Below are 22,433 nucleotides of genomic sequence, written 5' to 3'. Positions count from 1 at the left end.
GACAATCCATTCCTGATATGGACATCCAGCACCGCCACATCGAAGTCTTCCGCGCCGTCATGACGGCCGGCAGCGTCACCGCCGCCGCGGCGCTGCTGCACACGTCGCAGCCGACGCTGTCCCGCGACCTGGCCCGGCTGGAGCAGTTGCTCGGCTACGCCCTGTTCGACCGCGAGCGCGGCCGGCTGAGGGCCACGGCCCGGGCACGGGCGCTGTTCGACGAGGTGGAGCGCAGCTTCCAGGGCTTGGGCCGCGTCATCGAGCGCGCGCAGGCGCTGGGGCGGGACGACGGCGCGGAGCTGACGGTGCTGAGCCTGCCCGCGCTCAGCCACGCGCTGCTGCCCGGCGCGCTGGCGGCACTGCTGGCCACGCATGCGGGCGCGCGCGTCGACATCACGCCCGCCGAGCCGCCGCTGCTGGACGCCTGGATGAGCGAGCAGCGCTTCGACCTGGGGCTGGCGGAACAGGCCACGCCGCTGCCCGGCGTGCGCGTGGAGCCGGTGCTGGAAGCGGATGAGGTGGCCGTGCTGCCGGCCGGCCACGCGCTCGCGTCGCGCGGGCGGCTGGCGCTGCAGGATTTCGAGGCGCAGGACTTCATCAGCCTGGCCAGCGACGACCCCTACCGGCGTGAGATCGATGCACGCTTTGATGCGGCTGGCATCGCGCGCCGCCTGCGCGTGCAGACGCACAGCGCCGTGGCCGTCTGCGAGCTGGTGCGGGCCGGCCTGGGCGTGGCCATCGTCAACCCGCTGACGGCTACGGCATGTGCAGGCGAGGGCCTGGTGGTCCTGCCGCTGGCGGTGGCCATTCCCTACCGGGTCTCCGCGCTGATCCCGCTGCACCGGCCGGCGCAGCCGCTGGTCGATGCCCTGCTCAGCGCGCTGCGGTCGAACGGACGACCTGGGGCTTTGCCCCGAACCGCTTGACGATGCTGGCCTCGATGCCGGCGGCATCCAGCCCGCACAGGCTCATCAGCTTGGCCGGGTCGCCATGCTCGACAAACTCGTCCGGCAAGCCCAGCTGCAGCACCGGGACGGTGATGCCGGCAGCATTGAGCGCCTCGGTCACCGCGCTGCCCGCGCCGCCCATCAGGCAACCGTCCTCGACGGTGACCAGGGCGTCATGCGTGCGTGCCAGCTCGGCGACAAGCTCGGCGTCCAGCGGCTTCACGAAGCGCATGTTGGCGACCGTCGCGTCGAGGCGCTCCGCCGCCTCCAGCGCCGGATAGAGCAAGGTGCCGAAAGCCAGGATGGCCACGCGCTGCCCCTTGCGGCGCACCTCACCCTTGCCCCAGGCCTGCGCCGTCATCTGCTTGACCGGCACCACGCCGGCACCGGCGCCGCGCGGGTAGCGCACGGTGACCGGGCCGTCATGCAGGAAGCCGGTGTACAGCGCCTGGCGGCATTCGTCCTCGTCGGCCGGCGTCAGCACGGCCATGTTGGGAATGCAGCGCGTGTAGGCGATGTCGTAGTTGCCGGCGTGCGTCGCGCCGTCGGCACCGACGAGGCCCGCGCGGTCCAGCGCGAACAGCACCGGCAGGTTCTGGATGGCGACGTCGTGGACCATCTGGTCGTAGGCGCGCTGCAGGAAGGTCGAGTAGATCGCGACGACCGGCTTGATGCCTTCGCAGGCCAGGCCCGCGGCGAAGGTCACCGAGTGCTGCTCGGCGATGCCGACGTCGTGATAGCGCTGCGGGAAACGCTTGTGGAACTCCACCATGCCCGAGCCCTCGCGCATGGCCGGCGTGATGCCCACCAGCCGCGAGTCGGCCTCGGCCATGTCGCACAGCCAGTCGCCGAACACCTGCGTGAACGTCGTCTTGGGCGGCGTGGCAGGCTTGACGAAGCCCACGGCGGGGTCGAACTTGCCGGAAGCGGCGTGGTACTTGACCGGGTCGGCCTCGGCCAGCTTGTAGCCGGCACCCTTCTTCGTGACGATGTGCAGGAACTGCGGGCCGCGCTTGTCGCGCAGGTTCTCCAGCGTCGGGATCAGCGATTCCAGGTCATGCCCGTCGATCGGGCCGACATAGTTGAAACCGAACTCCTCGAAGATGGTCCCGGGCACGACCATGCCCTTGGTGTGCTCCTCGAACTTGCGCGCGAACTCGTACAGCGGCGTGTTCTTCAGCACGCTCTTGGCGCCTTCGCGCGCGGCCGTGTAGAAGCTGCCGCTCATCAGGCGGGCCAGGTATTTGTTCAGCGCACCGACCGGCGGGCTGATCGACATGTCGTTGTCGTTCAGGATGACCAGCACGTCGCCCATCAGGCCGCCGTGCGCCACGCCGGCGTTGTTCAGCGCCTCGAAGGCCATGCCGGCCGTCATCGAGCCGTCGCCGATGATGGCCACGGCCTTGCGGTCCTCGCCCTTGAGCTTGGCCGCCATGGCCATGCCGTGGGCGGCGGAGATGCTGGTGGACGAGTGGCCGGTGCCGAAGGTGTCGTACTCGCTTTCGTCGCGGCGCGGGAAGCCGCTGATGCCACCCAGCTGGCGCAGCGAGCCCATGCGGTCGCGGCGGCCCGTCAGCACCTTGTGCGGGTAGGTCTGGTGGCCCACGTCCCACACCAGCCGGTCCTCCGGCGTGTTGAAGACGTAGTGCAGCGCGACCGTCAGCTCGACGGTGCCCAGGTTGGAGCCGAGGTGGCCACCCGTCTTGGAGACGCTTTCCAGCACATAGGCGCGCAGTTCGTCGGCGACCCTCGGAAGCTCGGTGCGCGGCAGCCGGCGCAGGTCGGCCGGGCTGTTGATGCCGTTCAGCAGCGTGTAGTCCATGGCGAAACCCTCAGTTCACGCGTTCGACGACGGAGTCGGCCAGCAGACTCAGGTGGCTGACGTCCGCCAGATCGCTGGCCGCCAGCGCCGCCTTGGCCTCGGCACGCAGTTGCTGGGCCAGCGCCCTGGCCGGATCCAGGCCCAGCACGCTGACGTAGGTCGGCTTGTTGGCGTCCTGGTCCTTGCCGGCGGTCTTGCCCAGCACCGACGAGTCCTGCGTCACGTCGAGGATGTCGTCGACGACCTGGAAGGCCAGGCCCAGCGCAGCGCCATAGTCCGACAGCGCCTTCGTGGCCGCTGCCGACGCCGGACCGCAGGCCGCGCCCATCATGACGCTGGCCTGCAGCAGCACGCCGGTCTTGCGGCGGTGCATGTCGCGCAACGTGCACTCGTCAAGTTGCTTGCCGATGCTGGCCAGGTCGATGGCCTGCCCCCCGGCCATGCCGTCATGGCCCGACGAGCGGGCCAGCAGCGCGCACAGCCGCGCCTGCAGCGCCGGGGCAATGCCTTCGTCGGGCGTCAGCACGTCGAAGGCCAGTGCCTGCATCGCGTCGCCGGCCAGCATCGCCTGGGCTTCGCCGAAGGCCACGTGGGTGGTCGGCTTGCCGCGGCGCATCACGTCGTTGTCCATGCAGGGCATGTCGTCGTGCACCAGCGAGTAGGCGTGGATCAGCTCGACGGCGCAGGCAGCGCGCATCGCCGCGAAGGCGTCGCCGTTCACTGCGGCACAGCTGGCCAGCACCAGCAGCGGGCGCAGCCGCTTGCCGCCGCCCAGCACGGCGTAGCGCATCGCCTCCCCCAGGCCGGCCGGCGCGGTGGCCGGCACGAGCGCATCGAGGGCCGCCTCGAAGGCGGTCAGCGACGTGTCGACCCAGTGGTCAAAGTCCTTTGCATCCATGGTTCAGGAGCCCTCCCAGGCCTTCAGCTCGGCGCCGTCCAGCAGCTTCACCTGCTGCTCCACGGCCTGCAGCCGGCCGCGGCACAGGGCCAGCAGCTCGGCGCCACGCTTGTAGGCTTGCAGGAGTTGGTCCAGCGGCAGTTGCTGGCCCTCCATCGCCGCCACCAGGCGCTCCAGCTCGTCGAGCGCCTGCTCGTAGCTGGTTTCACTGCCGTCTGCTGCGGCGGCCTTGGCACGGGGGGAGGACTTGGTCGTCATTTCAAAACGCGAAACAGCAATTGTAGTCAGCGGGTTTTGACATTCCCGCGCAACCAAAAGCCCGCTGTAGCCCCGGCCCGACGCCCTGGGTAGAATCCCGACCCTTTCCCGCGGACGCGCGCACGCGCAGTCCGACTCCCCCACACCTTAGCAACCTGGCCGACTCGGCACCGCCGAGATGCGCCGGAGGGACGCAGCACCCCTACCCGCCTGAAAGACCCGCCTGGATCATGTCCGACCTGAGCCTCCCCGTCTCGGCGCTACAACGCAGCCAGACCCAGCTCCCGGTGAGCGCCTACTTCGACCCCGATCTGTTCCAGCGCGAGCTGGCAGGCATCTTCCAGCGAGGGCCCCGCTATGTCGGCCATGCACTGGCCGTCCCCGAAATCGGTGACCACTACGCGCTGCCGCAGGAGGGTGAAGGTCGGGCGCTGGTGCGGTCGTCGCAAGGTATCGAGCTGATTTCCAACGTCTGCCGGCATCGCCAGGCCGTCATGCTGCGCGGGCGCGGCAACACGAAGTCCAACATCGTGTGCCCGTTGCACCGCTGGACATATTCACATCAGGGCGAACTGATCGGCGCGCCGCACTTCGACCACGACCCCTGCCTGAACCTGAACCACTACAAGTTGCGGGAGTGGAACGGCCTGCTGTTCGAGGACAACGGCCATGACGTCGCCGCCGAGTTGGCCCAGCTCGGGCCGCGTGCGCAGCTGGATTTCTCCGGCTTTGTGCTGGACAAGGTGCAGGTCCACGAGTGCAACTACAACTGGAAGACCTTCATCGAGGTCTACCTGGAGGACTACCACGTCGGCCCCTTCCACCCCGGCCTGAGCGGTTTCGTCACCTGCGACGACCTGGCCTGGGAGTTCGGCAAGCACCACTCGGTGCAGACCGTGGGCGTGCACCAGGGGCTGGAGCGGCCCGGCTCGCCGGTCTACCAGCGCTGGCACGACCAGCTCATGAAGTACCGAGAAGGCCGCCCGCCCGAGGCGGGCGCCATCTGGCTGACCTACTACCCACACATCATGGTGGAGTGGTATCCGCATGTGCTGGTGGTGTCCACGCTGCATCCGCAGGGCCCGCAGAAGACGGTGAACCTCGTCGAGTTCTACTACCCCGAGGAGATCGCCGCCTTCGAGCGCGACTTCGTCGAGGCCCACCAGGCCGCCTACATGGAGACCTGCGTGGAGGACGACGAGATCGCCGAGCGCATGGACGCCGGCCGCAAGGCGCTGATGATGCGCGGCGACGACGAGCGCGGCCCCTATCAAAGCCCGATGGAAGACGGCATGCAGCACTTCCACGAGTGGTATCGCAAAGAAATAGGCGCACAGCTCTAATGCCGGCGCCGCTGCTCATGGTCGCGGCGACGCTGCTGTTCGCCACCATGGGCGTCTGCGTGAAGCTGGCCAGCGAGTTCTACGCCGCCAGCGAAATCGTCATGTACCGCGGCCTCGTCGGCATGGTGGCCATGGCGCTGCTGACGCGCCAGCAAGGCGTCAGCCTGGCGACCCGGGTGCCGGGCATGCACCTGTGGCGCAGCATCTCCGGCGTCACGTCGCTGTGCCTGTGGTTCTACGCCATCGGCAAGCTGCCGCTGGCCACGGCGATGACGCTGAACTACATGTCCTCGGTCTGGATGGCGCTGTTCCTGCTGGGCGGCGCGGTGCTGATGGGGGCCAGCAAGCTGGACTGGCGGCTGATGGCGTCGGTGCTGCTGGGCTTCGTCGGCGTCGCGCTGATCCTGCGGCCCACGGTGGACGAACAGCAGCTGTGGCACGGCCTCGCGGGCCTGCTGTCGGGCATGCTGGCCGCCATGGCCTATCTGCAGGTGACCGCGCTGGGCCGCGCCGGTGAGCCGGAGCTGCGCGTCGTCTTCTATTTTTCGGTGGGCGGCGCCATCGCCGGCGCGCTGGTCACCGCCGTCACCGAAGGCGGCCTGCAGGCGCACTCACTGAAAGGCGCCGCGCTGCTGCTGGCCGTGGGCCTGCTGGCCACCGCCGCCCAGGTCTGCCTGACCCGCGCCTACGCCATCGGGCGGCCGCTGGTGAACGCCTGCCTGCAGTACCTGGGCATCGTGTTCTCGTTCGGCTACGGCATGCTGCTGTTCAAGGACCGGCTGACCTGGCCCGCCGCCGTGGGCATGCTGCTCATCATCGGCGCCGGCATCGCAGCGACGCTGCTGCGCGCCAAGGTCGCCCCGCCCCCGAAGGACAGCCAGTTCAACCCCAACGAATCCTGACCATGGACTACACCACGCTGATCTCCGCCGCCGAGCTGCGCTCGCTGCAGGAACCGCTGATCCTGGACTGCAGCTTCGACCTCGCCGACACCGATGCCGGCGAGCGCGCCTACGCCGCAGGCCACATCCCCGGTGCGTTCTACCTGCACCTGGACCGCGACTGCTGCGGCCCCACCACGGGGCCCGACGGCGCCTTCCGCGGCCGCCACCCGCTGCCGGAGCGCGACGCCTTCGCCGCGCTGATGCGCCGGCTGGGCCTGGCCGCCGGCCGCCAGGTCGTCGCCTACGACCGGCAGGGCGGCCCCTACGCGGCGCATGTCTGGTGGATGCTGCGCTGGCTGGGCCACGCCGAGGTCGCCGTGCTGGACGGCGCCTGGGATGGCGAGCTGACCACCGCCCTACCCGCCGCCGCGCCCAGCGCCTGGCAGCCCGGCGAGCCGCTGGTGCAGCAGATCGACGCCGCCACGCTGCTGAAGCGGCTGGGCACGGTACGCCTCATCGACGCCCGCGCCGCCGAGCGCTTCCGCGGCGACGTCGAGCCGCTGGACAAGGCCGCCGGCCACATCCCCGGCGCCAGCAACCGCTTCTTCAAGGACAACCTCGGTGCCGACGGCCGCTTCAAGCCCGTCGACCAGCTGCGCGCCGAGCTTGCGCCTCTCGCCAGCGGCACCGTCGTGCACCAATGCGGCTCCGGCGTCACCGCCTGCCACAACCTGCTGGCGATGGCGCATGCCGGCCTGGCCGCACCGGATGGGGGCGTGCTCTACGCCGGTTCCTGGAGCGAGTGGTCGTCCGACCCGTCGCGCCCGCTCGCAAAGGGTTGATCTCCGACAAGCGGCGCGCCCGGCAATGGGCCACACTGGGGTCCTCCGCAACGACTGGAGGAGCGAATGTTCAAGCGCATCCTGGTTCCCACCGACGGCTCCGACATCACCGCCCATGCGGTGGACACGGCCATCCAGCTCGCCAAGGTCCATGGCGCCCAGTTGCTGACGCTCAGCGTCATGGAGCCCTTCCCCTACAGCGCGGTCTCCGAGATCCAGCCGGTGCCGCCGCAGGAATTCATCGAGGCGCAGCAGCGCGTGGCCACCAAGCGCGTCGAGGACGTCTGCGCCACGGCCGCCGCGCAGGGCATGGCCTGCAAGGGCCACACCATTGAGGCGCTGCACGCCTGGGAGGCCATCGTTGACCATGCCAAGGCCGAGAACGCCGACCTGATCGTCATGGCCTCGCACGGCCGCAAGGGCTTTGCCGCGCTGCTGCTGGGCAGCGAGGCGCAGAAGGTGCTGACGCACATCGACCTGCCCGTCCTCATCGTCAAGTAGCCCCAGCGGGCCTGGCCGCAGCGGCCTTGCCGTCTGCCCGGTCGTTCTCGATCTGCAAGCGCCGCCGCAACCACGCGTCGCGCGCGGCGTGTCGCCAAAGCCCTCGCCATGGCGGGGCAGGCCCCAGCACGTGGCCACGCCCCCCACACCCAGCAGGCCCACGATCGTGTTGGCGCCGAAGCGGGCGAAGTCAGACAGCGTGCGAGTGCGCGCTTCCTTGATGACGCGGCCATCGGGGCCGGGGTCGTCTCGCCGCTCACTTACCGCGGCGCGAGCGGAATCTGGGCCAGCAGGCTGCAAGCCGGCCATGGCGTTGGCTCCGTTGCCGGGGCATGCGCGGCGCTGACGAGCAGGACGGCGGTACCGACGACGGCGAGGAGCAGGGTCGACAGAAGACGCCGGGTGGCGGTTTGCATGTCATGTCCTCGGCGATGCGAAGCCCGGGCCGCCTCGATCACTCGGCATGGCTTGCGGGCCGTCGCCCGTGGCGGGCGAGGCGCATGAGGCGACAGGGGCGCGCTGCAGGCCCTGCCCGGCAGGCGCGGCCGGCGAGACGGCCTGAGCGCCGGCAGCCGGCCGCATGGCCGTCAAAGTTCTCAGCAGGCCGGCAGCGGCCCAGGCGAGGCGGAAAGGGCGTGTGGATCTCATCGGGCCGACTATTCGGCCGCCCGACTTTCCGGGGACTTACCGCGCCCGGCGTTCACGGCCGCCGCCCTGGTAAGTCGTCGGTAAGACCGGCTCGCCGACGATGGCCGCCCTTTCAACCTGCCCGTCACGGGACTGCCCATGCGACCGCTGTACTTCTCCACCTCCCGACTGCCTTCGACGCTGATGCGCCTGCTGCTGACCTGCGCCACGACGGCGCCACTGGCGACCATGGCGGCACCCGCGGACAAGGACGGCCAGCCGGCCGAAGCCTCGTCCTGGGGGCTGGGCGTGGCGGCCATCTCCAAGCAGCAACCCTATGCCGGCATGAACCGCGAGACGCGCGCGCTGCCCATGCTGAGCTACGAGAACCGCTGGTTCAAGTTCGCCGGCCTGGGCGCCGAGATCAAGCTGCCACGCCTCGTGCTCGGCGACCGGCAGTCCATCGACTTGCGCCTGGTCGGCCGCTTCGATCCCTCCGGCTACGAGGCCGGCGACGCCCCCATCCTGAACGGCATGAACGAACGCAAGGACGGGTTCTGGGTGGGGGCCAAGGCCACCTGGCGCAACGACCTCGCCCACCTCAGTGCCGAGGTGTCGGCGGACGCGTCCGGCCACAGCAAGGGCCGGCGTTTCGGGCTGATGCTGGAGAAGAACTTCCAGCTCGGGCCGCAGGCGATGCTCACGCCACGCCTGGGCGCCGTGTGGCTGGACAAGAAGTACGTCGACTACTATTTCGGCGTTCGCAGCCATGAGGCCCAGGTGGGCCGCTCGGCCTACACCGCTACGGGCGGCGTCAACACCGAGCTGGGCCTGCGCGGCGCCTACATGTTCGACCGGCACCATTCCCTGTTCCTCGACGTCGGCGTCACGCGCCTGGCCAAGCAGATCAAGGCAAGCCCGCTGGTCGATCGCTCCACCGAGAACCGGGTGCTGCTGGGCTATCTCTACCGCTTCTGATGAATCGCATTCTCCTGGTCGAGGATCACGAACGGCTGGCGCAGCTGATCAGCCAGGGGCTGGCCAACGCCGGCATCGCCGTCGATGCGGTCGACCGGGTGAGTACGGCCTGGGCCGCGCTGCAGCAGATTCCCTATCGCGCCCTGGTGCTCGACCGCGGCCTGCCGGGCGGTGACGGGCTGGCGCTGCTGAAGCGGCTGCGCGAGGCGGGGCTGGGCACGCCCTGCCTCGTGCTGACGGCCCGCGACGCGCTGCACGACCGCGTCGAGGGGCTGGAGGCTGGCGCCGACGACTACCTCGCCAAGCCCTTCGCCATGGACGAGATGGTGGCGCGCGTGCGCGCCCTGCTGCGCCGGCCAGCGCAGAGCCGCACGCTCGCGCCCCGGCTGGGCGATCTGCAGCTGCGCCCCGAAGCCGGCACGCTGGGCTGCGGCGGCGAGAGCATCACGCTGGCGGCAGCCGAGATGCAGATCATGCTGCTGCTCGTGGAAAAAGCCGGCGAGACCGTCCGGCGTGGCGCGTTGGAAGCGGCCGGCTGGGGGCTGGACGAGGCCGTGACACCCAATGCACTGGACGTGGCCCTGCACCGGCTGCGCCGCAAGCTGGGCGCCGTGGGGTCGCGCCAGCGCATCGTCAACGTGAGGAACCTGGGATATGCGCTTCGTGAAGCGGGCGTGGACGAATAGCCTCAGCGTCAAGGTCATCCTCGCCTACATCGCCGGCGTGGTGCTCAGCGTGTTGATCATCGTGCTGGTGATCAAAGGTCTGCTTGCCTTGCGCAGCCCCATCCTGGTCGAGGAAGACGTCAACCAGAACGCCGAAGGGTTGGGCGAACACATGGTGTTCGACGCATCAGGCACGCCCGTCGGATTCGACGACGAGCATGCCTGGGTCTTCGAGACCATGAAGGAAGAGGTGGCCTATCGCGTCCTCGACAGCTCGGGCAGGGTGGTCCTGCAATCGTCGGCGGGCGATGCCTTCTGGCCGCCCAGCAGCGGCCAGCCTGGCGCGCCCAAGCCCGGCCGCATTGACTTCACCCGGGCTGGCGTTCCGTTCCAGGGCGCCACCGCCGTCCTGGAGCGCGGCGGACGGCAGTGGTATTTCCAGATGGCCAACAGCGCGCGCTTGGCCGAGCTGATCCGCCTGGAGTTCGCGCTGCCCTTCATGGGCATAGGCATAGGCCTGTTCAGCGCGGTGCTGCTGTTCGTGTTCGGCGTCTGCGCCTTCATCACGATGCGCCACGTGCAAAAGCCGTTGCAGGAACTGTCGGCGGCGGCGGCGGCGATCTCGCCCCGCTCCCTGCATGCCAGGCTGCAAAGCGAGCGCGCGCCGACCGAGATCGCGCCGCTGGTGGAGAGCTTCAACCGCGTGCTGGAGCGCGTGGAGCACGGCTATCGCGTGCAGCAGGAGTTCCTCGCCACCGCGGCCCACGAGCTGAAGACGCCGCTGGCCCTGATCCGCGCCCAGATCGAGCTGACGCCCGCGGGCGCCGAGCGTGACGCGCTGCTGCGCGACATCGAGCACATGACGCGCCAGGTGCAGCAGTTGCTGCTGCTGGCAGAGGCGAGCGAGGCGCACAACTACAGCTTCGCGCCGGTCGACGTGCCGGACGTCGCCCGCGAGGCCATCGACTACCTCGACCGCATGGTGCGTGCCGCCCAGGTGCGCATCACGCTGGCCAGCGAGTCCGGCCCGGTGAGCTGGCATGCCGACCGCGGCGCGCTGTTCACGCTGCTGAAGAACCTGCTGGAGAACGCCGCACAGCACGCACCGGCCGGCACCGCCATCGTCATCGACGTGGACGCGACGACGCTGTCGGTGCGCGACTTCGGCCCCGGCGTCACGCCCGAGCAGTTGCCCAAGCTGTTCGCCCGCTTCTGGCGCGGCGCCCACCGCCGCGACCACGGGGCCGGGCTGGGGCTGGCGATCTGCCAGGAGATCGCCCAGGCGCATGGCTGGACGCTGACCGCAAGGCACGGCGACCCGGGCCTGCGGCTGCTGGTGTCGACGGTGCCCTGACCTTTGGCCGCGCTTGAGCCGCGCCGGCCACAATGACCGGCATGCACCTGCTGCTCATCGAAGACGATCTGGACCTCGGCCGCAGCCTGCAGGCCGCCTTCCGCCAGCAGGCCGGCTTCAGCTGCGAATGGCTGCGCCGCGCGCAGGACGCGCCGCTGCAGCTGGCCGACGTGGCCGCCGACTGCGTGCTGCTGGACCTGGGCCTGCCCGACGGCAGCGGCTTGGCCCTGCTCACGCGATGGCGGCGCGCGGACGCCACCACGCCCGTCATCGTCATCACCGCACGCACGGCGCTGGAAGACCGCCTGGCCGGGCTGGACGGCGGCGCCGACGACGTCGTGCTCAAGCCGTTCGCGATCCCCGAGCTGGTGTCGCGCATCCACGCCGTCGTACGCCGCAGCGCGCGCCAGGCGCACGAGAACTGGCAGTTCGGCGAACTCGTCGTCCAGCCCCGCGCCCATGCCGCGCTGCTGGCCGGCCAGCCGCTGCCGCTGACGGCGCGCGAGTTCCAGCTGCTCGTCGAGCTGGCCCGCGAGCCCGGCGCCGTCGTCGCCAAGGGCCGCATCGCGCAGCGCCTCGCCCCGCTGGACGAGCCCGTGGACGCCGCCACGCTGGAGATGCACATCAGCAACCTGCGCAAGAAGATCGGGGCCGAGCGCATCCGCACCGTGCGCGGCATCGGCTACCAGCTCGTCGCGTGAGCCCCGCACGGCCATCCGAAGGGGCTCGACTCCCGCCTGGCGGGCCAGCGCGCAGCGCGAAGGGTGCGGCATGAAGCCGCTGCTGCAGGCGTTGTGGCGGCCCTCGCTGCTGCGCCGCATCGTCGGCGCGCTGCTGCTCGCGTTCGCGCTGGCCGGCGCGGCGCTGCTGGCGCTGGAGTTCACCGAGTTCAAGCACGAGATGGCCACGCGCCCCGGCGTGCAGACGCTGGCCGATGCGATCGCCACGTCGCTGGCGGACGTGCCCCTCGCACGCGACGCCGCCCTCATCGTGCAGGCCCGTGCGCGCGAGACGCAACGGCTGCGCCGCGCGGAAGGCCTGCTGCCGGGCGACGTGGAGTTCCGCCTCGCCGACGCGACAGGCCGCGAGGTGTTCGCCACGCCCGGCGCCGCCGGCGCCACCACGACGACGCACTGGCAGGCGCAGGCCCAGGCCGGCCCGTGGCGCCTCACGCTGGCCGAACCCCGGGTGGCGGACGCCGCCGTGCTGGGCTGGCTGGTTCGCGAGCTGCTGCCCTCGCTGCTACTGGCCTTTCCCGTTGTGCTGCTGCCGCTGTGGATCGCCGTGAGCCGCGGCATGCGGCCGCTGAACGAGCTGGCCGAGCGCGTCGCCGCGCGCGACGCGCAGGACCTGTCGCCACTGGGCCTCACGCCGCGGCATGACGAGCTGCGGCCGCTCGTCACGGCCTTCGACGGCCTGCTCGCGCGGCTGCGCGGCCAGCTGCAGCGCGAGCGCGCCTTCGTGCAAGACGCCGCCCACGAGCTGCGCACGCCGATGGCCGTCGTTGCCGCGCAGGCCCACGTGCTGGCCCATGCGGCCAGCGACGCCGAGCGCCATGAGGCCGCTGCCGCGCTGGACGCTGCGCTGCAGCGCAGCGCGCACCTGAGCCGGCAGCTGCTGACGCTGGCGACGCTGGACGAGGGCCGTCCCGCCGCCGACGAGGCGCTGGACCTGGCCGCCGTCGTCCAGCAGGCGCTGGCGGCGCAGGCGGCCCGCGCGCTGGACCTGGGGCTGGAGCTGTCGCTGGACGGGCCGCCCAGCCTGCCTGCCCGGATGGACCGCACGGCGTTCGAGTCGGTGCTGAACAACCTCGTCGACAACGCGCTGCGCTACGTGCCGCCGGGCGGGCGCATCGCCATCACCCTGGCCGGCGGTCCGCAAGGGCTCAGCCTCGCCGTCGCGGACGACGGCCCCGGCATCCCGCCGGCGCAGCGGGAAGCGGCGTTCGGCCGCTTCTGGCGCGGTGCGGCCGGCGCCGACGTGGCCGGCACGGGGCTGGGCCTGGCCATCGTGCGCCGCGCGGCGGCCCGGCTGGGCGGCAGCGTGCACATCGAGGACGGGCTGGGCGGGCGAGGCTGCAGCGTCGTGCTGCGGTGGCGCGGCTAGCTCAGAAGCTCTCCCACTGCCCGGCTTCGTCGCTCGCGCGCACCGGCGCCACGGCGGCGGGCCGGGGCGCCGGCCGGGGCGCCGCCACGCGCGGCGCGGCGGGTGCGGCGGGCGCGGTGGGTACACGGCGCGCCGCTGGCGGGGCGGGCGGCACGGGCGCACCCGCATCCAGCTTGAACTGCCCCACCACCTCGGCCAGCCGGGCCGCCTGGTGCTTGAGGCTCTCGGCCGCGGCGGCGGACTCCTCCACCAGCGCGGCGTTCTGCTGCGTGACCTGATCCAGCTGGTTGACCGCCTCGCTGACCTGGCCGATGCCCTTGGCCTGCTCACCGCTGGCCGCGTCGATCTCGCCGATCAGGTCGGCCACGCGCTTCACCTGCGCCACGATCTCGCCCATCGTGCTGCCGGCCTCGGCCACCAGCTGCGAGCCGGCATCGACCTTCTCGACGCTCTGGCCGATCAGGCCCTTGATCTCGCGCGCGGCCTCTGCCGAGCGCTGCGCCAGCGTACGCACCTCGCCCGCGACGACCGCGAAGCCACGGCCCTGCTCGCCGGCGCGCGCCGCCTCGACGGCGGCGTTCAGCGCCAGGATGTTGGTCTGGAACGCGATGCCGTCGATGGTGGCGATGATGTCGACGATCTTGCGCGAGCTGGCCGTGATCTCGTCCATCGTGCTGACGACCCGGCCCACCACCTCGCCACCCTGGATGGCCACACCGCTGGCGCTGGTGGCCAGCTGCGTGGCCGTGCGCGCGATGTCGGCGTTCTGCTTCACCGTGGCGCTCATCTGCTCCATGGAGGCCGCGGTCTGCTCCAGGCTGGAGGCCTGCTCCTCGGTGCGCTGCGACAGGTCGGCGTTGCCGCTGGCGATCTCGGACGAGCCGGTGGCGATGGAGTCGGAGCTGTGGCGCACCTGGCTGACGATCTGCACGAGGTTCTCGTTCATCGTCACCAGCGCGCGCAGCAGCTGCGCGATCTCGTCGCGCCCCTGCACCGCGAAGCGCTGACGCAGGTCGCCGGCGGAGACCGCCTCGGCCAGTCGCACCGCCGCCGCCACCGGCTGCGTGATGGAGCGCGTGATCAGCCAGGCCAGCGCCGCGCCGACCGCGATGGCGAACACCGCCGAAGCCAGTGTGATCCAGCCGGCGCGGCGCTGCACGGCCTGCGCGGCCTCGAACTCCTGCTGCGCCACGCGCACCTGCAGCCGCTGCAGATCGGACAGCGCAGAGGCCACCTGCGGCGCCATCTCGGCCACCTTGCCGTCGTACAGCGCCCGCGCGGCCTCCAGGTCACCCTTCAGCAGCGCGGCGCGCGCCGGCGCCAGGCCCTGCTGCGCGTAAGCCGTGCGCGCGGCGACGAAGCGGTCGGCCAGCTGCTTCTCGTCCGGCGTCAGGTGGGTCGCCAGATACTGCTTGAGCAGGTCGTCGATGGCCTTGATGTTGGCACCCATCTCCGCGGTGTGCTTCTCGATGACCGCAGGTTCCGGCTTCAGCATCATGTCGGCCAGCAGGAAGCGGTTGCGTATCGTCAGCCGGCTGATGTCGCCCAGGTGAGCCAGCGGCACGGTGCGGTCCAGATAGACCGTTTCCAACCCGGCCGCCACCTGGCCGAGGCTGGCGCGCCCCAGCAGCGCCACCGCCGCCAGCAGCAGCAGCACCAGCCCGAAACCCAGGCCCAGCCGCTGGCCGACCCTAACTTGCTTGATCCAGTCCATCTTGTCCTCCCTAGTGACCGGTTCACTCTAGGCAAGGCATGACTGCGCTGTCAAAAAACTTTAGTGCACTGCAGCACACAAAGCGACGGTTTGAAGCATGGGCAGCGAGATCGCGCCGCTGGAAGGCAGTCTCGCTTCGACGACCGCGAACGCCGTGTTCGCGCGCCATCGAGCCGGCGGGGCTTCCCCTGCGCGTTCAGTGTGCGTTCAGTGCGTGTGCGAGCCGTGCAGCAGCGCCGACACGCCGAACGCCACGCCCAGGCCCACGGCCAGCCAGGCCACCTGGGCGAAGGTCTCGCGCCAGGCCAGGCGCTGCTGCAGCTGCGGCAGCAGGTCGGCCACCGAGATGTAGATGAAGCTGCTGGACGCCAGCACCAGCAGGTAGGGCAGCACGCCGTCGAAGCTGCCGATCAGGAAATAGCCCAGCACGCCGCCGACGACCGAGGCCATGCCCGAGATCGCGTTGAACAGCAGCGCCTTGGCGCGGGAGAGGCCGGCGTTCAGCAGCACGATGTAGTCGCCCACCTCCTGAGGGATCTCGTGCGCGACGATGGCCAGGGCCGTGGCGAAGCCCAGCCGCGTGTCGGCCAGGAAAGCCGCCGCGATGATCGCGCCGTCGCAGAAGTTGTGGATGCTGTCGCCCACCAGCACGGTCAGGCCGCCGCGGCCGGCCTGTTCGGCGTCGAAGTGGTGGTGGTGGTGGTGGCCGTCGCCCTCGTGGTGGTGCACATGCCGGTACAGCTCCACCTTCTCCAGCAGCCAGAAGAACAGCAGGCCCGCCAGCAGCACGGCGAACAGCGTCTGCGGCTGGGCCGTGTGGCTCTCGAAGGCCTCGGGCAGCACGTTCAGCAGCGAGGTACCCAGCAGGATGCCGGCCGACAGGCTGACCAGGCTCTTGACGAGGCGCGTCAGCACGCCGACGGTGAGGCTCGCGGCAACGAGCACCGACAGCAGCCCGCCCGCGAAGGTGGCGAGCACGATGTAGAGGAGAGTCATGGAAGCAGCAATGAAACGGGGCCGTTGGTGTACGGCCCCGACCTCGTCAGCCTAGCAGAGCTGTCAAGCCACGCCGTTCTTGCGGAACCAGGCCAAGCAGCGGGCCCAGCCGTCGTCGGCCGCCGCCTTGCGGTAGCTGGGCCGGTAGTCGGCATAAAAAGCATGCGGCGTGTCGGGGTAGACGACCACCTCGCTCTTCAGGTTGCCGGCGGCCTTCAGCGCCGCCTCCAGCTGCGTCAGCGTGTCGACCGGGATGCCGCCGTCCGCCGCGCCGTACAGGCCCAGCACCGGTGCCTTGATGCTGGCGGCCAGCTCGACGATGGTCTTGTCGCCCGGGTGGTAGCTGCGCGCCACCGGCCCGTACCAGGCCACGCCGGCCTTGACGCGCGGGTTGTGGGCCACATAGCGCCAGGTGGTGCGGCCACCCCAGCAGAAGCCGGTGATGCCCAGCCTGCCCGTATCGCCGCCATGGGCCGCGGCCCACGCGACCGTGGCGTCCAGGTCGGCCATGACCTGCGCGTCGCCGGCCTTGCTGACGACCTCGGCGATGAGCTTGCCCGCCTCGGTGTAGGCGCCGGCATTGCCCTGGCGTACGAACAGCTCCGGCGCGATGGCGAGATAGCCCGCCTTGGCGAAGCGCCGGCACACGTCGGCGATGTGCTCATGCACGCCGAAGATCTCGCTGGCCACCAGCACGACCGGCAGGTTCTTGCCGCCGGCGGGCTGGGCGCGGTAGGCGGGCATGCTGAACTCGCCCACGGGGATGACGATGCTGCCGGCCTCCAGCCCCGCGGTGTCGGTCGTGAGCGTCTGCGCCGACACCGGCAGCACGGCCGCCGCGAAGCCGCTGCCCACGGTGGTCTGCACGAAGCTGCGGCGGCTGAAGTCGCGGCTGGGCGCAAGGCTGTCGATGTCGTCTTTCAACATGGCGGCTCCGGGAGGGGCGGTTACGAAGGGGCGTCAAATTTTGCCGCGACAATCCGCCGCCATGACGAAGCGCCCTGATTCCGCCGGCCAGATCTGGGCCTCCATCGACATCGGTTCCAACAGCTTCCGCCTGGAGCTGGCACGGCTGAGCGGCGAGCGCTACCAGCGCGTCAGCTACATCAAGGAAAGCGTGCGGCTGGGGGCCGGGCTGGACGAGCAGGGCATGCTGACCGAGGCCGCGATGGAGCGCGGCCTCAACTGCCTGAAGGGGTTCGGCGAGCAGTTGGCGGGCATCCCGCCCGAGCGCATCCGCGCCGTCGCGACGCAGACGCTGCGCGAGGCCCGCAACCGCAACGCCTTCCTCGCGCGCGCCGAGGCCGTGCTGGGCCATCCGGTCGAGGTGATCGCCGGCCGCGAGGAAGCACGGCTGATCTTTGCTGGCGTCGCCCGCCTGCAGCCGTCGGACAAGCCGCGCCTGGTCATCGACATCGGCGGCCGCTCCACCGAGATGATCCTGGGCCAGGGCCGCAAGCCGGTGCTGGCCGAGTCCTTCGGCGTCGGCAGCGTGGGCCTATCGCTGCGCTTCTTTGCCGACGGCCAGTACACCGAGGAGTCGTTCCGCGCCGCGCAGGTGGCGGCGGGCGCCGAGCTGGAGGAGGCGCTGACGCTGTTCCGCCCCGAGCTGTGGCAGGAGGCGCTGGGCTCGTCGGGCACGGTGGGCGCGGTGTCGCAGATCCTGGCCGCCACGGGCCAGACCGATGGCCGCATCACGCCGGCCGCGCTGCGCTGGTGCATCGAACAGTGCCTCGCTGCGGGCTCGCAGGACAAGCTGCAGATACCGGGCCTGAAGGACGACCGCCGCCCCGTCGTCGCCGGCGGCCTGTGCATCCTCTACACGCTGCTGACGCAGTTCGGCATCGAGGAACTGCTGCCCACCAAGGGTGCGCTGCGCCAGGGCGTCATCTTCGACCTGGCCGAGCGGCTGCAGCCCAGCGCCGCGCGCGATCCGCGCGCCGCGTCGGTGGCCGAGCTGCAGCGACGCTTCGGCGTGGACGTGGCGCAGGCCGAACGCGTGGCCGGCCAGGCCGAGCGGCTGTACCGCCAGCTGGTGGACAAGCCGCTGCCCGAGCCGCTGCGCGAACTGCGCTGGGCTGCGGCGCTGCACGAGATCGGCATGCTGGTGTCGCATCACGACCACCACCGCCACAGCGCCTACATCATCGGCCACGTCGACGCGGCCGGCTTCTCGACCAACCAGTTGCAGCGCCTGGCCGCGCTGGCGCTGGGCCAGCGCGGCGGCCTGCGCAAGGTGGAGGCGCAGGTGGCCGAGGCCGGCCTGCTGGACCCGCTCGTTGCGCTGCGGCTGGCCGTCATCCTGTGCCACGCCCGCACGGCCCCGGCCGGCCACCCGCGCCTGACGCGAGACGGCAAGCGGCTGACGCTGCACTGTCCCAAGAGCTGGTCCACCGGCCAGGCGCGCACGCGCTTCCTGCTGAAGGAAGAGGCCGAGGCCTGGGCGCGCAGCGGCGCGCTGGAGCTGGTGATCGCCTGAGCGCGGCGGGCCGCTCCGGCCGGCGCCGTCAGCGCCCGCGCAGCTTCTGCACGGCCGTCACGGCGGCCAGCACCAGCGCGCCCGCCACAACGCCCACCAGCGCGTTCGCGCCGTTCTCGATCAGCGCGGCCACAAGCCAGGCCTGGCCTTGCGCCAGGTGTTCGATGGCATGGTGCAACGGCGCGATGCCATGCGCCAGGATGCCGCCGCCGACGAGGAACATCGCGGCCGTGCCCAGCACCGTCAGCAGCTTCATCAGCCGCGGCGCGGCGGCCAGCAGGAAGCGGCCGATGGCCTGCGACGCCGCGCCGGCGCGGCGCGACAGCCACAGCCCCGCGTCGTCCATCTTCACGATGCCGGCCACGAAGCCGTAGACACCCACCGTCATCGCGATGGAGACGGCCACCAGCACGGCAAGCTGCGTCTGCAGCGGCTGCGTGGCCACGGTGCCCAGCGCGATGACGATGATCTCGGCGGAGAGGATGAAGTCGGTGCGGATGGCGCCCTTGACCTTGTCGCGCTCGAAGGTCGCCATGTCCACCTGCGGGTCGGCATTGGCCTGCACCAGGGCGTCGTGATGGGCCTGGTCCTCCTCGGCGCTGTGCAGGAACTTGTGCGCCAGCTTCTCGAAGCCCTCGAAGCACAGGAAGGCGCCGCCCAGCATCAGCAGCGGCGTGATGGCCCACGGCGCAAACGCCGAGATCGCCAGGGCCGCGGGCACCAGGATGCCCTTGTTCAGCATCGACCCCCAGGCCACGGCCCACACCACCGGCAGCTCGCGGTCGGCGTTGACGCCGGTGACCTGCTGCGCGTTCAGCGCCAGATCGTCCCCCAGCACGCCGGCGGTCTTCTTGGCGGCGACCTTGGTCATGGTCGCCACGTCGTCGAGGATGGTGGCGATGTCGTCGAGCAGGACTAGCAGGCTGGAGGCCATGGGGCAGGCAAGGATTGGAGAGGCCGCGATGCTAGCTGGCTATTTGCGCCGAGCCCGCCGCACCCTGCCCACTCCCCCCAGAGGCTAGCGATAGTGCCGCGCAAGGCTCTCGGCCACGCACACCGGCTTGGCCGCGCCCTCGGCCTCCACGGCCACCTCCACCGTCAGCTGCACCGCGCCGCCGGCCACGTCGTCCAGCGCCAGCAGCCGGAACGCCGCGCGCAGCCGGCTGCCCACCGGCACCGGCGCCGTGAAGCGCACCTTGTTCAGGCCGTAGTTGACGACCATGCGCGTCTCGCGCACCGCGAAGCCGGTCTCGAAGAAGTACGGGATCAGCGACAGCGTCAGGAAGCCGTGCGCGATGGGGCCGCCGAACGGGCCCGCCTGGGCACGCTCCGGGTCCACATGGATCCACTGCCGGTCCTCGGTCGCCTCGGCGAAGGCGTTGACGCGGGCCTGGTCCACGGTGATCCAGTCGCTGTGGCCCAGCGGCTGGCCGATCAGGGGTTGCAGGTCGGCGAGGGTGTCGAAGGTGCGCATTCGGGTGAGCCAGATGGGAGCGGTCGTGCGGGGAAGTTACCCTAGCCGGCCATGCCTGACAGTACCGCCCGCGACATCCTCGTCCTCGCCGCCCACCCCGACCTGGGCCGCTCCCACACCACGCGCGCCGTGCTCGACGCGCTGCGCGCTTCACCCGCCGCAGACCGTGTCGAGCTGCGCGACCTCTACCGCCTCTACCCCGACTTCCACATCCACGTCGAGGCCGAACAGCGCGCGCTGCAAGCCGCCCGCCTCGTCGTCATGCTGCATCCCATCTACTGGTACAGCATGCCGGCCCTGCAGAAGCTGTGGTGGGACGAGGTGCCGCGCCTGGGCTGGGCCTATGGCCCGGGCGGCACGGCGCTGCACGGCAAGGACTGCTGGCTGGTCGCCTCCACCGGCGGCGGCGTCGAGGCCTACGCGCCGGGCGGGCACAACCACCACCCCATCGGCGACTTCCTGCTGCCCTACCAGCAGTCGGCCCGGACCTGCGGCATGAACTGGCTGCACCCGCAGATCCTGCACGCGGCCCACCGCGCCACGGACGATGACATCCAGGCCCACGCGGCGCTGTTCGTCAAACGGCTGCAGCATTTCCCCGACTGGTGCGACACCGCCGTCGAACGCGGCGTTGGCGACGAGGAGGCCGTCGCGCTGGACGAGCGGCCCGCGCTGTTCTCGACGCTGGGAGGTGCGCAATGAGCCACGGCGCCTGGCTGCAGCTGCCGCTTGTCTTCCTCGCCGCGGCCGTGCTGGCCGTGCCGCTGGCGCGCTACCTGCGGCTGGGGTCCATCCTCGGCTACCTCGTCGCCGGGCTGCTGATCGGCCCGGCCGTGCTGGGTCTCATCCCCGAATCCACCGCCATCCCCGAGGTGGCCGAGCTGGGCGTCGTGCTGATGCTGTTCCTCGTCGGCCTGGAGCTGGAGCCCAAGCGGCTGTGGGCCATGCGCCGGCCCATCTTCGGCTGGGGCAGCGTGCAGCTGCTGGGCTGCGCCGCCGCACTGACGGCGGTGGGCCTCGCGCTGGGCTATCCGTGGCGGCTGTCGGTGGTCGTCAGCCTGGGCCTGGCGATGTCGTCCACCGCCGTCGCGCTGGCCGTGCTGGCCGAGCGCAACCTGGGCCGCACGACGGCCGGCGAGAGCATCCTGTCCGTCGCGCTGCTGCAGGACATCGCGGCCATCCCGGTGCTGGCGCTGGTGCCCGTGCTGGCGCTCAGCGGTGCGCACGGCGACGGCGACGGCCGCACCTGGCTGGCCGCGGCCAAGGCGGTTGGCGCCATCGTCGTCATCGTGTTCGGCGGCCGCCTGCTGCTGCGCCCGGCGCTGCGCTGGATCGCCCACAGCAAGACGCCCGAGATCTTCACCGCCGCGGCGCTGCTGCTGGTGCTGGGCACGGCGGCACTGATGCAGCTGGTGGGCCTGTCGATGGCGCTGGGCGCCTTCCTGGCCGGCGTGCTGCTGGCCGAGAGCGAATACCGCCGCGAGCTGGAGACCGACCTGGAGCCCTTCAAGGGGCTGCTGCTGGGCCTGTTCTTCATCGCCGTGGGCATGGGGCTGGACCTGAAGGCCGTGGCCGCCCAGCCGGGCTTCGTGGCCGCGCTGGTGCTCGCGCTGCTGGGCTGCAAGATCGTCGTGCTGGCGCTGATGGCCAAGGCGATGAAGATCCCGCTGGTCGAGCGGCCGGCCTTTGTCATCCTGCTGGCGCAGGGCGGCGAATTCGGCTTCGTCGTGTTCCAGCTCGCGCAGAGCGAGGGGATGATCAACGCGGCGCAGAACTCGGCGCTGGTGGCGGCCGTGGCGCTGTCGCTGGCGCTGACGCCGCTGCTGCTGACCGGCGGGGACCGGCTGATGTCGCAGAAGCTCGCGCGCCGCGGCCTCAAGAAGCGCGCCGAGGCCGCACCGCCGCCGCCCTCGCCCATCATCATTGCCGGCAGCGGCCGCTACGGCCAGGTGGTGGCCCGCATGCTGCGCGCCAACGGCGTCGAGGCCACCGTGCTGGACCACGACTCCGAGGCCATCGAGAGCCTGCGCCGCTTCGGCTGGACCGTCTACTACGGCGACGCGACGCGGCTGGACATGCTCAAGACCGCCGGCGCCGCGACGGCGCGCATCCTCGTCATCGCCATCGACGACATCGCGCAGAGCGTGGAGATCGCCGAGCTGGCGCGCGAGCACTTCCCCCAGCTCACGCTGGTGGCCCGCGCGCGCAACGTGCAGCACTACTACCAGCTGCACGAGGCCGGCGTGCGCCACATCGAGCGCGAGACCTTCGACGCCGCGCTGATGAGCGCCCGCAGCGTGCTGGAGCTGACCGGCATGGAGCCGCACGCCGCGCGCCGCCAGGCCATGCGTTTTCGCCGCCACAACATCGAGGTGCTGAACCAGATGGTGCCGCTGCAGGGTGACGAGAACGCGCTGATCGCCGCCGCCAAGCTGGGCCGCCAGCAGTTCGAGCAGCAGATGGCTGCCGAGCGCGAGGCCGAGGAAGCCCACCGCCGCGCCCAGCGGGGCGGCTGGGACCGGCAGGACAGCTGAGGCCGCTGCCG

At 71.1% G+C, this 22,433-nt stretch carries 22 protein-coding genes; 13 read left to right on the top strand and 9 right to left on the bottom strand.

The features are described from left to right. Positions 1-17: 17 nt before the first annotated feature. The gene (locus ACG04Q_RS10095) at positions 18-926 is read left to right on the top strand and encodes a LysR family transcriptional regulator (protein WP_394510780.1); all 909 of its coding nucleotides are present in this window, start codon (positions 18-20) and stop codon (positions 924-926) included. On the opposite strand, the gene dxs is transcribed toward ACG04Q_RS10095, so the two are convergent. From dxs to xseB, 3 genes are read right to left on the bottom strand one after another with little or no spacing between them, the layout of a single operon-like run. Next, positions 874-2,769, bottom strand: a complete 1,896-nt coding sequence (dxs, locus tag ACG04Q_RS10090) for a 1-deoxy-D-xylulose-5-phosphate synthase (protein WP_394510779.1) — start codon at positions 2,767-2,769, stop codon at positions 874-876. The two genes, ACG04Q_RS10095 and dxs, sit on opposite strands and share 53 nt — an antisense overlap. 10 nt (positions 2,770-2,779) lie before the next feature. Beyond that, positions 2,780-3,667 (bottom strand): polyprenyl synthetase family protein, encoded by an 888-nt coding sequence (locus tag ACG04Q_RS10085; RefSeq protein WP_394510778.1) that lies wholly within the window; start codon positions 3,665-3,667, stop codon positions 2,780-2,782. Positions 3,668-3,670: 3 nt separating this feature from the next. Next, entirely contained in the window at positions 3,671-3,925 is a 255-nt protein-coding gene (gene xseB / locus ACG04Q_RS10080; RefSeq protein WP_394510777.1) for an exodeoxyribonuclease VII small subunit, read from the bottom strand. 230 nt (positions 3,926-4,155) lie between these two features. Between xseB and ACG04Q_RS10075 the strand changes: the two genes are divergently transcribed. The 4 genes from ACG04Q_RS10075 (at position 4,156) to ACG04Q_RS10060 (ending at position 7,495) form a co-directional block, all read left to right on the top strand. Next, positions 4,156-5,268, top strand: a complete 1,113-nt coding sequence (locus ACG04Q_RS10075; RefSeq protein ID WP_394510776.1) for an aromatic ring-hydroxylating oxygenase subunit alpha — start codon at positions 4,156-4,158, stop codon at positions 5,266-5,268. Then, positions 5,268-6,170 carry a DMT family transporter gene (locus ACG04Q_RS10070; RefSeq protein ID WP_394510775.1) on the top strand — a complete coding sequence of 301 codons (903 nt, stop codon included), beginning with the start codon at positions 5,268-5,270 and terminating at the stop codon, positions 6,168-6,170. The genes ACG04Q_RS10075 and ACG04Q_RS10070 overlap by 1 nt, the downstream gene beginning before the upstream one ends. 2 nt (positions 6,171-6,172) lie before the next feature. Next, positions 6,173-6,994: a sulfurtransferase gene (locus ACG04Q_RS10065; RefSeq protein ID WP_394510774.1), complete on the top strand. Its 822-nt coding sequence runs from the start codon at positions 6,173-6,175 to the stop codon at positions 6,992-6,994. A gap of 66 nt (positions 6,995-7,060) precedes the next feature. Beyond that, positions 7,061-7,495: a universal stress protein gene (locus ACG04Q_RS10060; RefSeq protein WP_394510773.1), complete on the top strand. Its 435-nt coding sequence runs from the start codon at positions 7,061-7,063 to the stop codon at positions 7,493-7,495. Between the two features lie 260 nt (positions 7,496-7,755). Here ACG04Q_RS10060 and ACG04Q_RS10055 read toward each other — a convergent pair whose 3' ends face one another. Then, a complete protein-coding gene (locus tag ACG04Q_RS10055) occupies positions 7,756-7,911 on the bottom strand; it encodes a hypothetical protein (protein WP_394510772.1) in 156 nt (51 codons plus the stop codon). A gap of 370 nt (positions 7,912-8,281) precedes the next feature. Between ACG04Q_RS10055 and ACG04Q_RS10050 the strand changes: the two genes are divergently transcribed. The 5 genes from ACG04Q_RS10050 (at position 8,282) to ACG04Q_RS10030 (ending at position 13,225) form a co-directional block, all read left to right on the top strand. Next, complete coding sequence (locus tag ACG04Q_RS10050; protein ID WP_394510771.1) at positions 8,282-9,100, top strand: MipA/OmpV family protein; 819 nt, start codon at positions 8,282-8,284, stop codon at positions 9,098-9,100. Next, complete coding sequence (locus ACG04Q_RS10045; RefSeq protein ID WP_394510770.1) at positions 9,100-9,786, top strand: response regulator transcription factor; 687 nt, start codon at positions 9,100-9,102, stop codon at positions 9,784-9,786. The genes ACG04Q_RS10050 and ACG04Q_RS10045 overlap by 1 nt, the downstream gene beginning before the upstream one ends. Then, complete coding sequence (locus ACG04Q_RS10040; protein WP_394510769.1) at positions 9,755-11,119, top strand: sensor histidine kinase; 1,365 nt, start codon at positions 9,755-9,757, stop codon at positions 11,117-11,119. Before ACG04Q_RS10045 ends, ACG04Q_RS10040 begins: the two co-directional genes overlap by 32 nt. 41 nt (positions 11,120-11,160) lie before the next feature. Further along, on the top strand, positions 11,161-11,820 hold the full coding sequence (locus ACG04Q_RS10035) for a response regulator (protein WP_394510768.1): 660 nt from the start codon (positions 11,161-11,163) through the stop codon (positions 11,818-11,820). A gap of 70 nt (positions 11,821-11,890) precedes the next feature. Further along, the gene (locus tag ACG04Q_RS10030; RefSeq protein ID WP_394510767.1) at positions 11,891-13,225 is read left to right on the top strand and encodes a sensor histidine kinase; all 1,335 of its coding nucleotides are present in this window, start codon (positions 11,891-11,893) and stop codon (positions 13,223-13,225) included. Position 13,226: 1 nt separating this feature from the next. Here ACG04Q_RS10030 and ACG04Q_RS10025 read toward each other — a convergent pair whose 3' ends face one another. The 3 genes from ACG04Q_RS10025 to ACG04Q_RS10015 all read right to left on the bottom strand — a co-directional run bounded on the left by ACG04Q_RS10025 (position 13,227) and on the right by ACG04Q_RS10015 (position 16,862). Continuing rightward, positions 13,227-14,939, bottom strand: coding sequence for a methyl-accepting chemotaxis protein (locus tag ACG04Q_RS10025; RefSeq protein WP_394510766.1), 1,713 nt, complete (start codon positions 14,937-14,939; stop codon positions 13,227-13,229). Positions 14,940-15,146: 207 nt separating this feature from the next. After that, positions 15,147-15,935 carry a ZIP family metal transporter gene (locus ACG04Q_RS10020; protein ID WP_394510764.1) on the bottom strand — a complete coding sequence of 263 codons (789 nt, stop codon included), beginning with the start codon at positions 15,933-15,935 and terminating at the stop codon, positions 15,147-15,149. 63 nt (positions 15,936-15,998) lie between these two features. Further along, positions 15,999-16,862 (bottom strand): dienelactone hydrolase family protein, encoded by an 864-nt coding sequence (locus ACG04Q_RS10015; protein WP_394510763.1) that lies wholly within the window; start codon positions 16,860-16,862, stop codon positions 15,999-16,001. A gap of 61 nt (positions 16,863-16,923) precedes the next feature. Here ACG04Q_RS10015 and ACG04Q_RS10010 point away from each other — a divergent pair, with 61 nt between their 5' ends. Next, positions 16,924-18,414, top strand: coding sequence for a Ppx/GppA phosphatase family protein (locus ACG04Q_RS10010; protein ID WP_394510762.1), 1,491 nt, complete (start codon positions 16,924-16,926; stop codon positions 18,412-18,414). 28 nt (positions 18,415-18,442) lie between these two features. Here the strand turns inward: ACG04Q_RS10010 and ACG04Q_RS10005 are convergent, their stop codons facing one another. Together ACG04Q_RS10005 and ACG04Q_RS10000 are read right to left on the bottom strand one after the other, a co-directional pair. Next, positions 18,443-19,348, bottom strand: coding sequence for a DUF808 domain-containing protein (locus tag ACG04Q_RS10005; protein WP_394510761.1), 906 nt, complete (start codon positions 19,346-19,348; stop codon positions 18,443-18,445). A gap of 84 nt (positions 19,349-19,432) precedes the next feature. Continuing rightward, positions 19,433-19,888, bottom strand: a complete 456-nt coding sequence (locus tag ACG04Q_RS10000) for a MaoC family dehydratase (protein WP_394510760.1) — start codon at positions 19,886-19,888, stop codon at positions 19,433-19,435. 51 nt (positions 19,889-19,939) lie between these two features. Between ACG04Q_RS10000 and kefF the strand changes: the two genes are divergently transcribed. Then, complete coding sequence (gene kefF, locus ACG04Q_RS09995; protein WP_394510759.1) at positions 19,940-20,590, top strand: glutathione-regulated potassium-efflux system oxidoreductase KefF; 651 nt, start codon at positions 19,940-19,942, stop codon at positions 20,588-20,590. Next, positions 20,587-22,422 carry a glutathione-regulated potassium-efflux system protein KefC gene (kefC, locus tag ACG04Q_RS09990; protein WP_394510758.1) on the top strand — a complete coding sequence of 612 codons (1,836 nt, stop codon included), beginning with the start codon at positions 20,587-20,589 and terminating at the stop codon, positions 22,420-22,422. Before kefF ends, kefC begins: the two co-directional genes overlap by 4 nt. The last annotated feature ends 11 nt before the right edge of the window (positions 22,423-22,433 follow it).

This window comes from Pelomonas lactea (assembly GCF_043555885.1).
GTDB classification, from domain to species: Bacteria; Pseudomonadota; Gammaproteobacteria; order Burkholderiales; family Burkholderiaceae_C; genus Pelomonas; species Pelomonas lactea.
The sequence above is the reverse complement of the archived record's forward strand: the minus strand, read 5'-3'. Positions and strand labels throughout refer to the sequence as shown.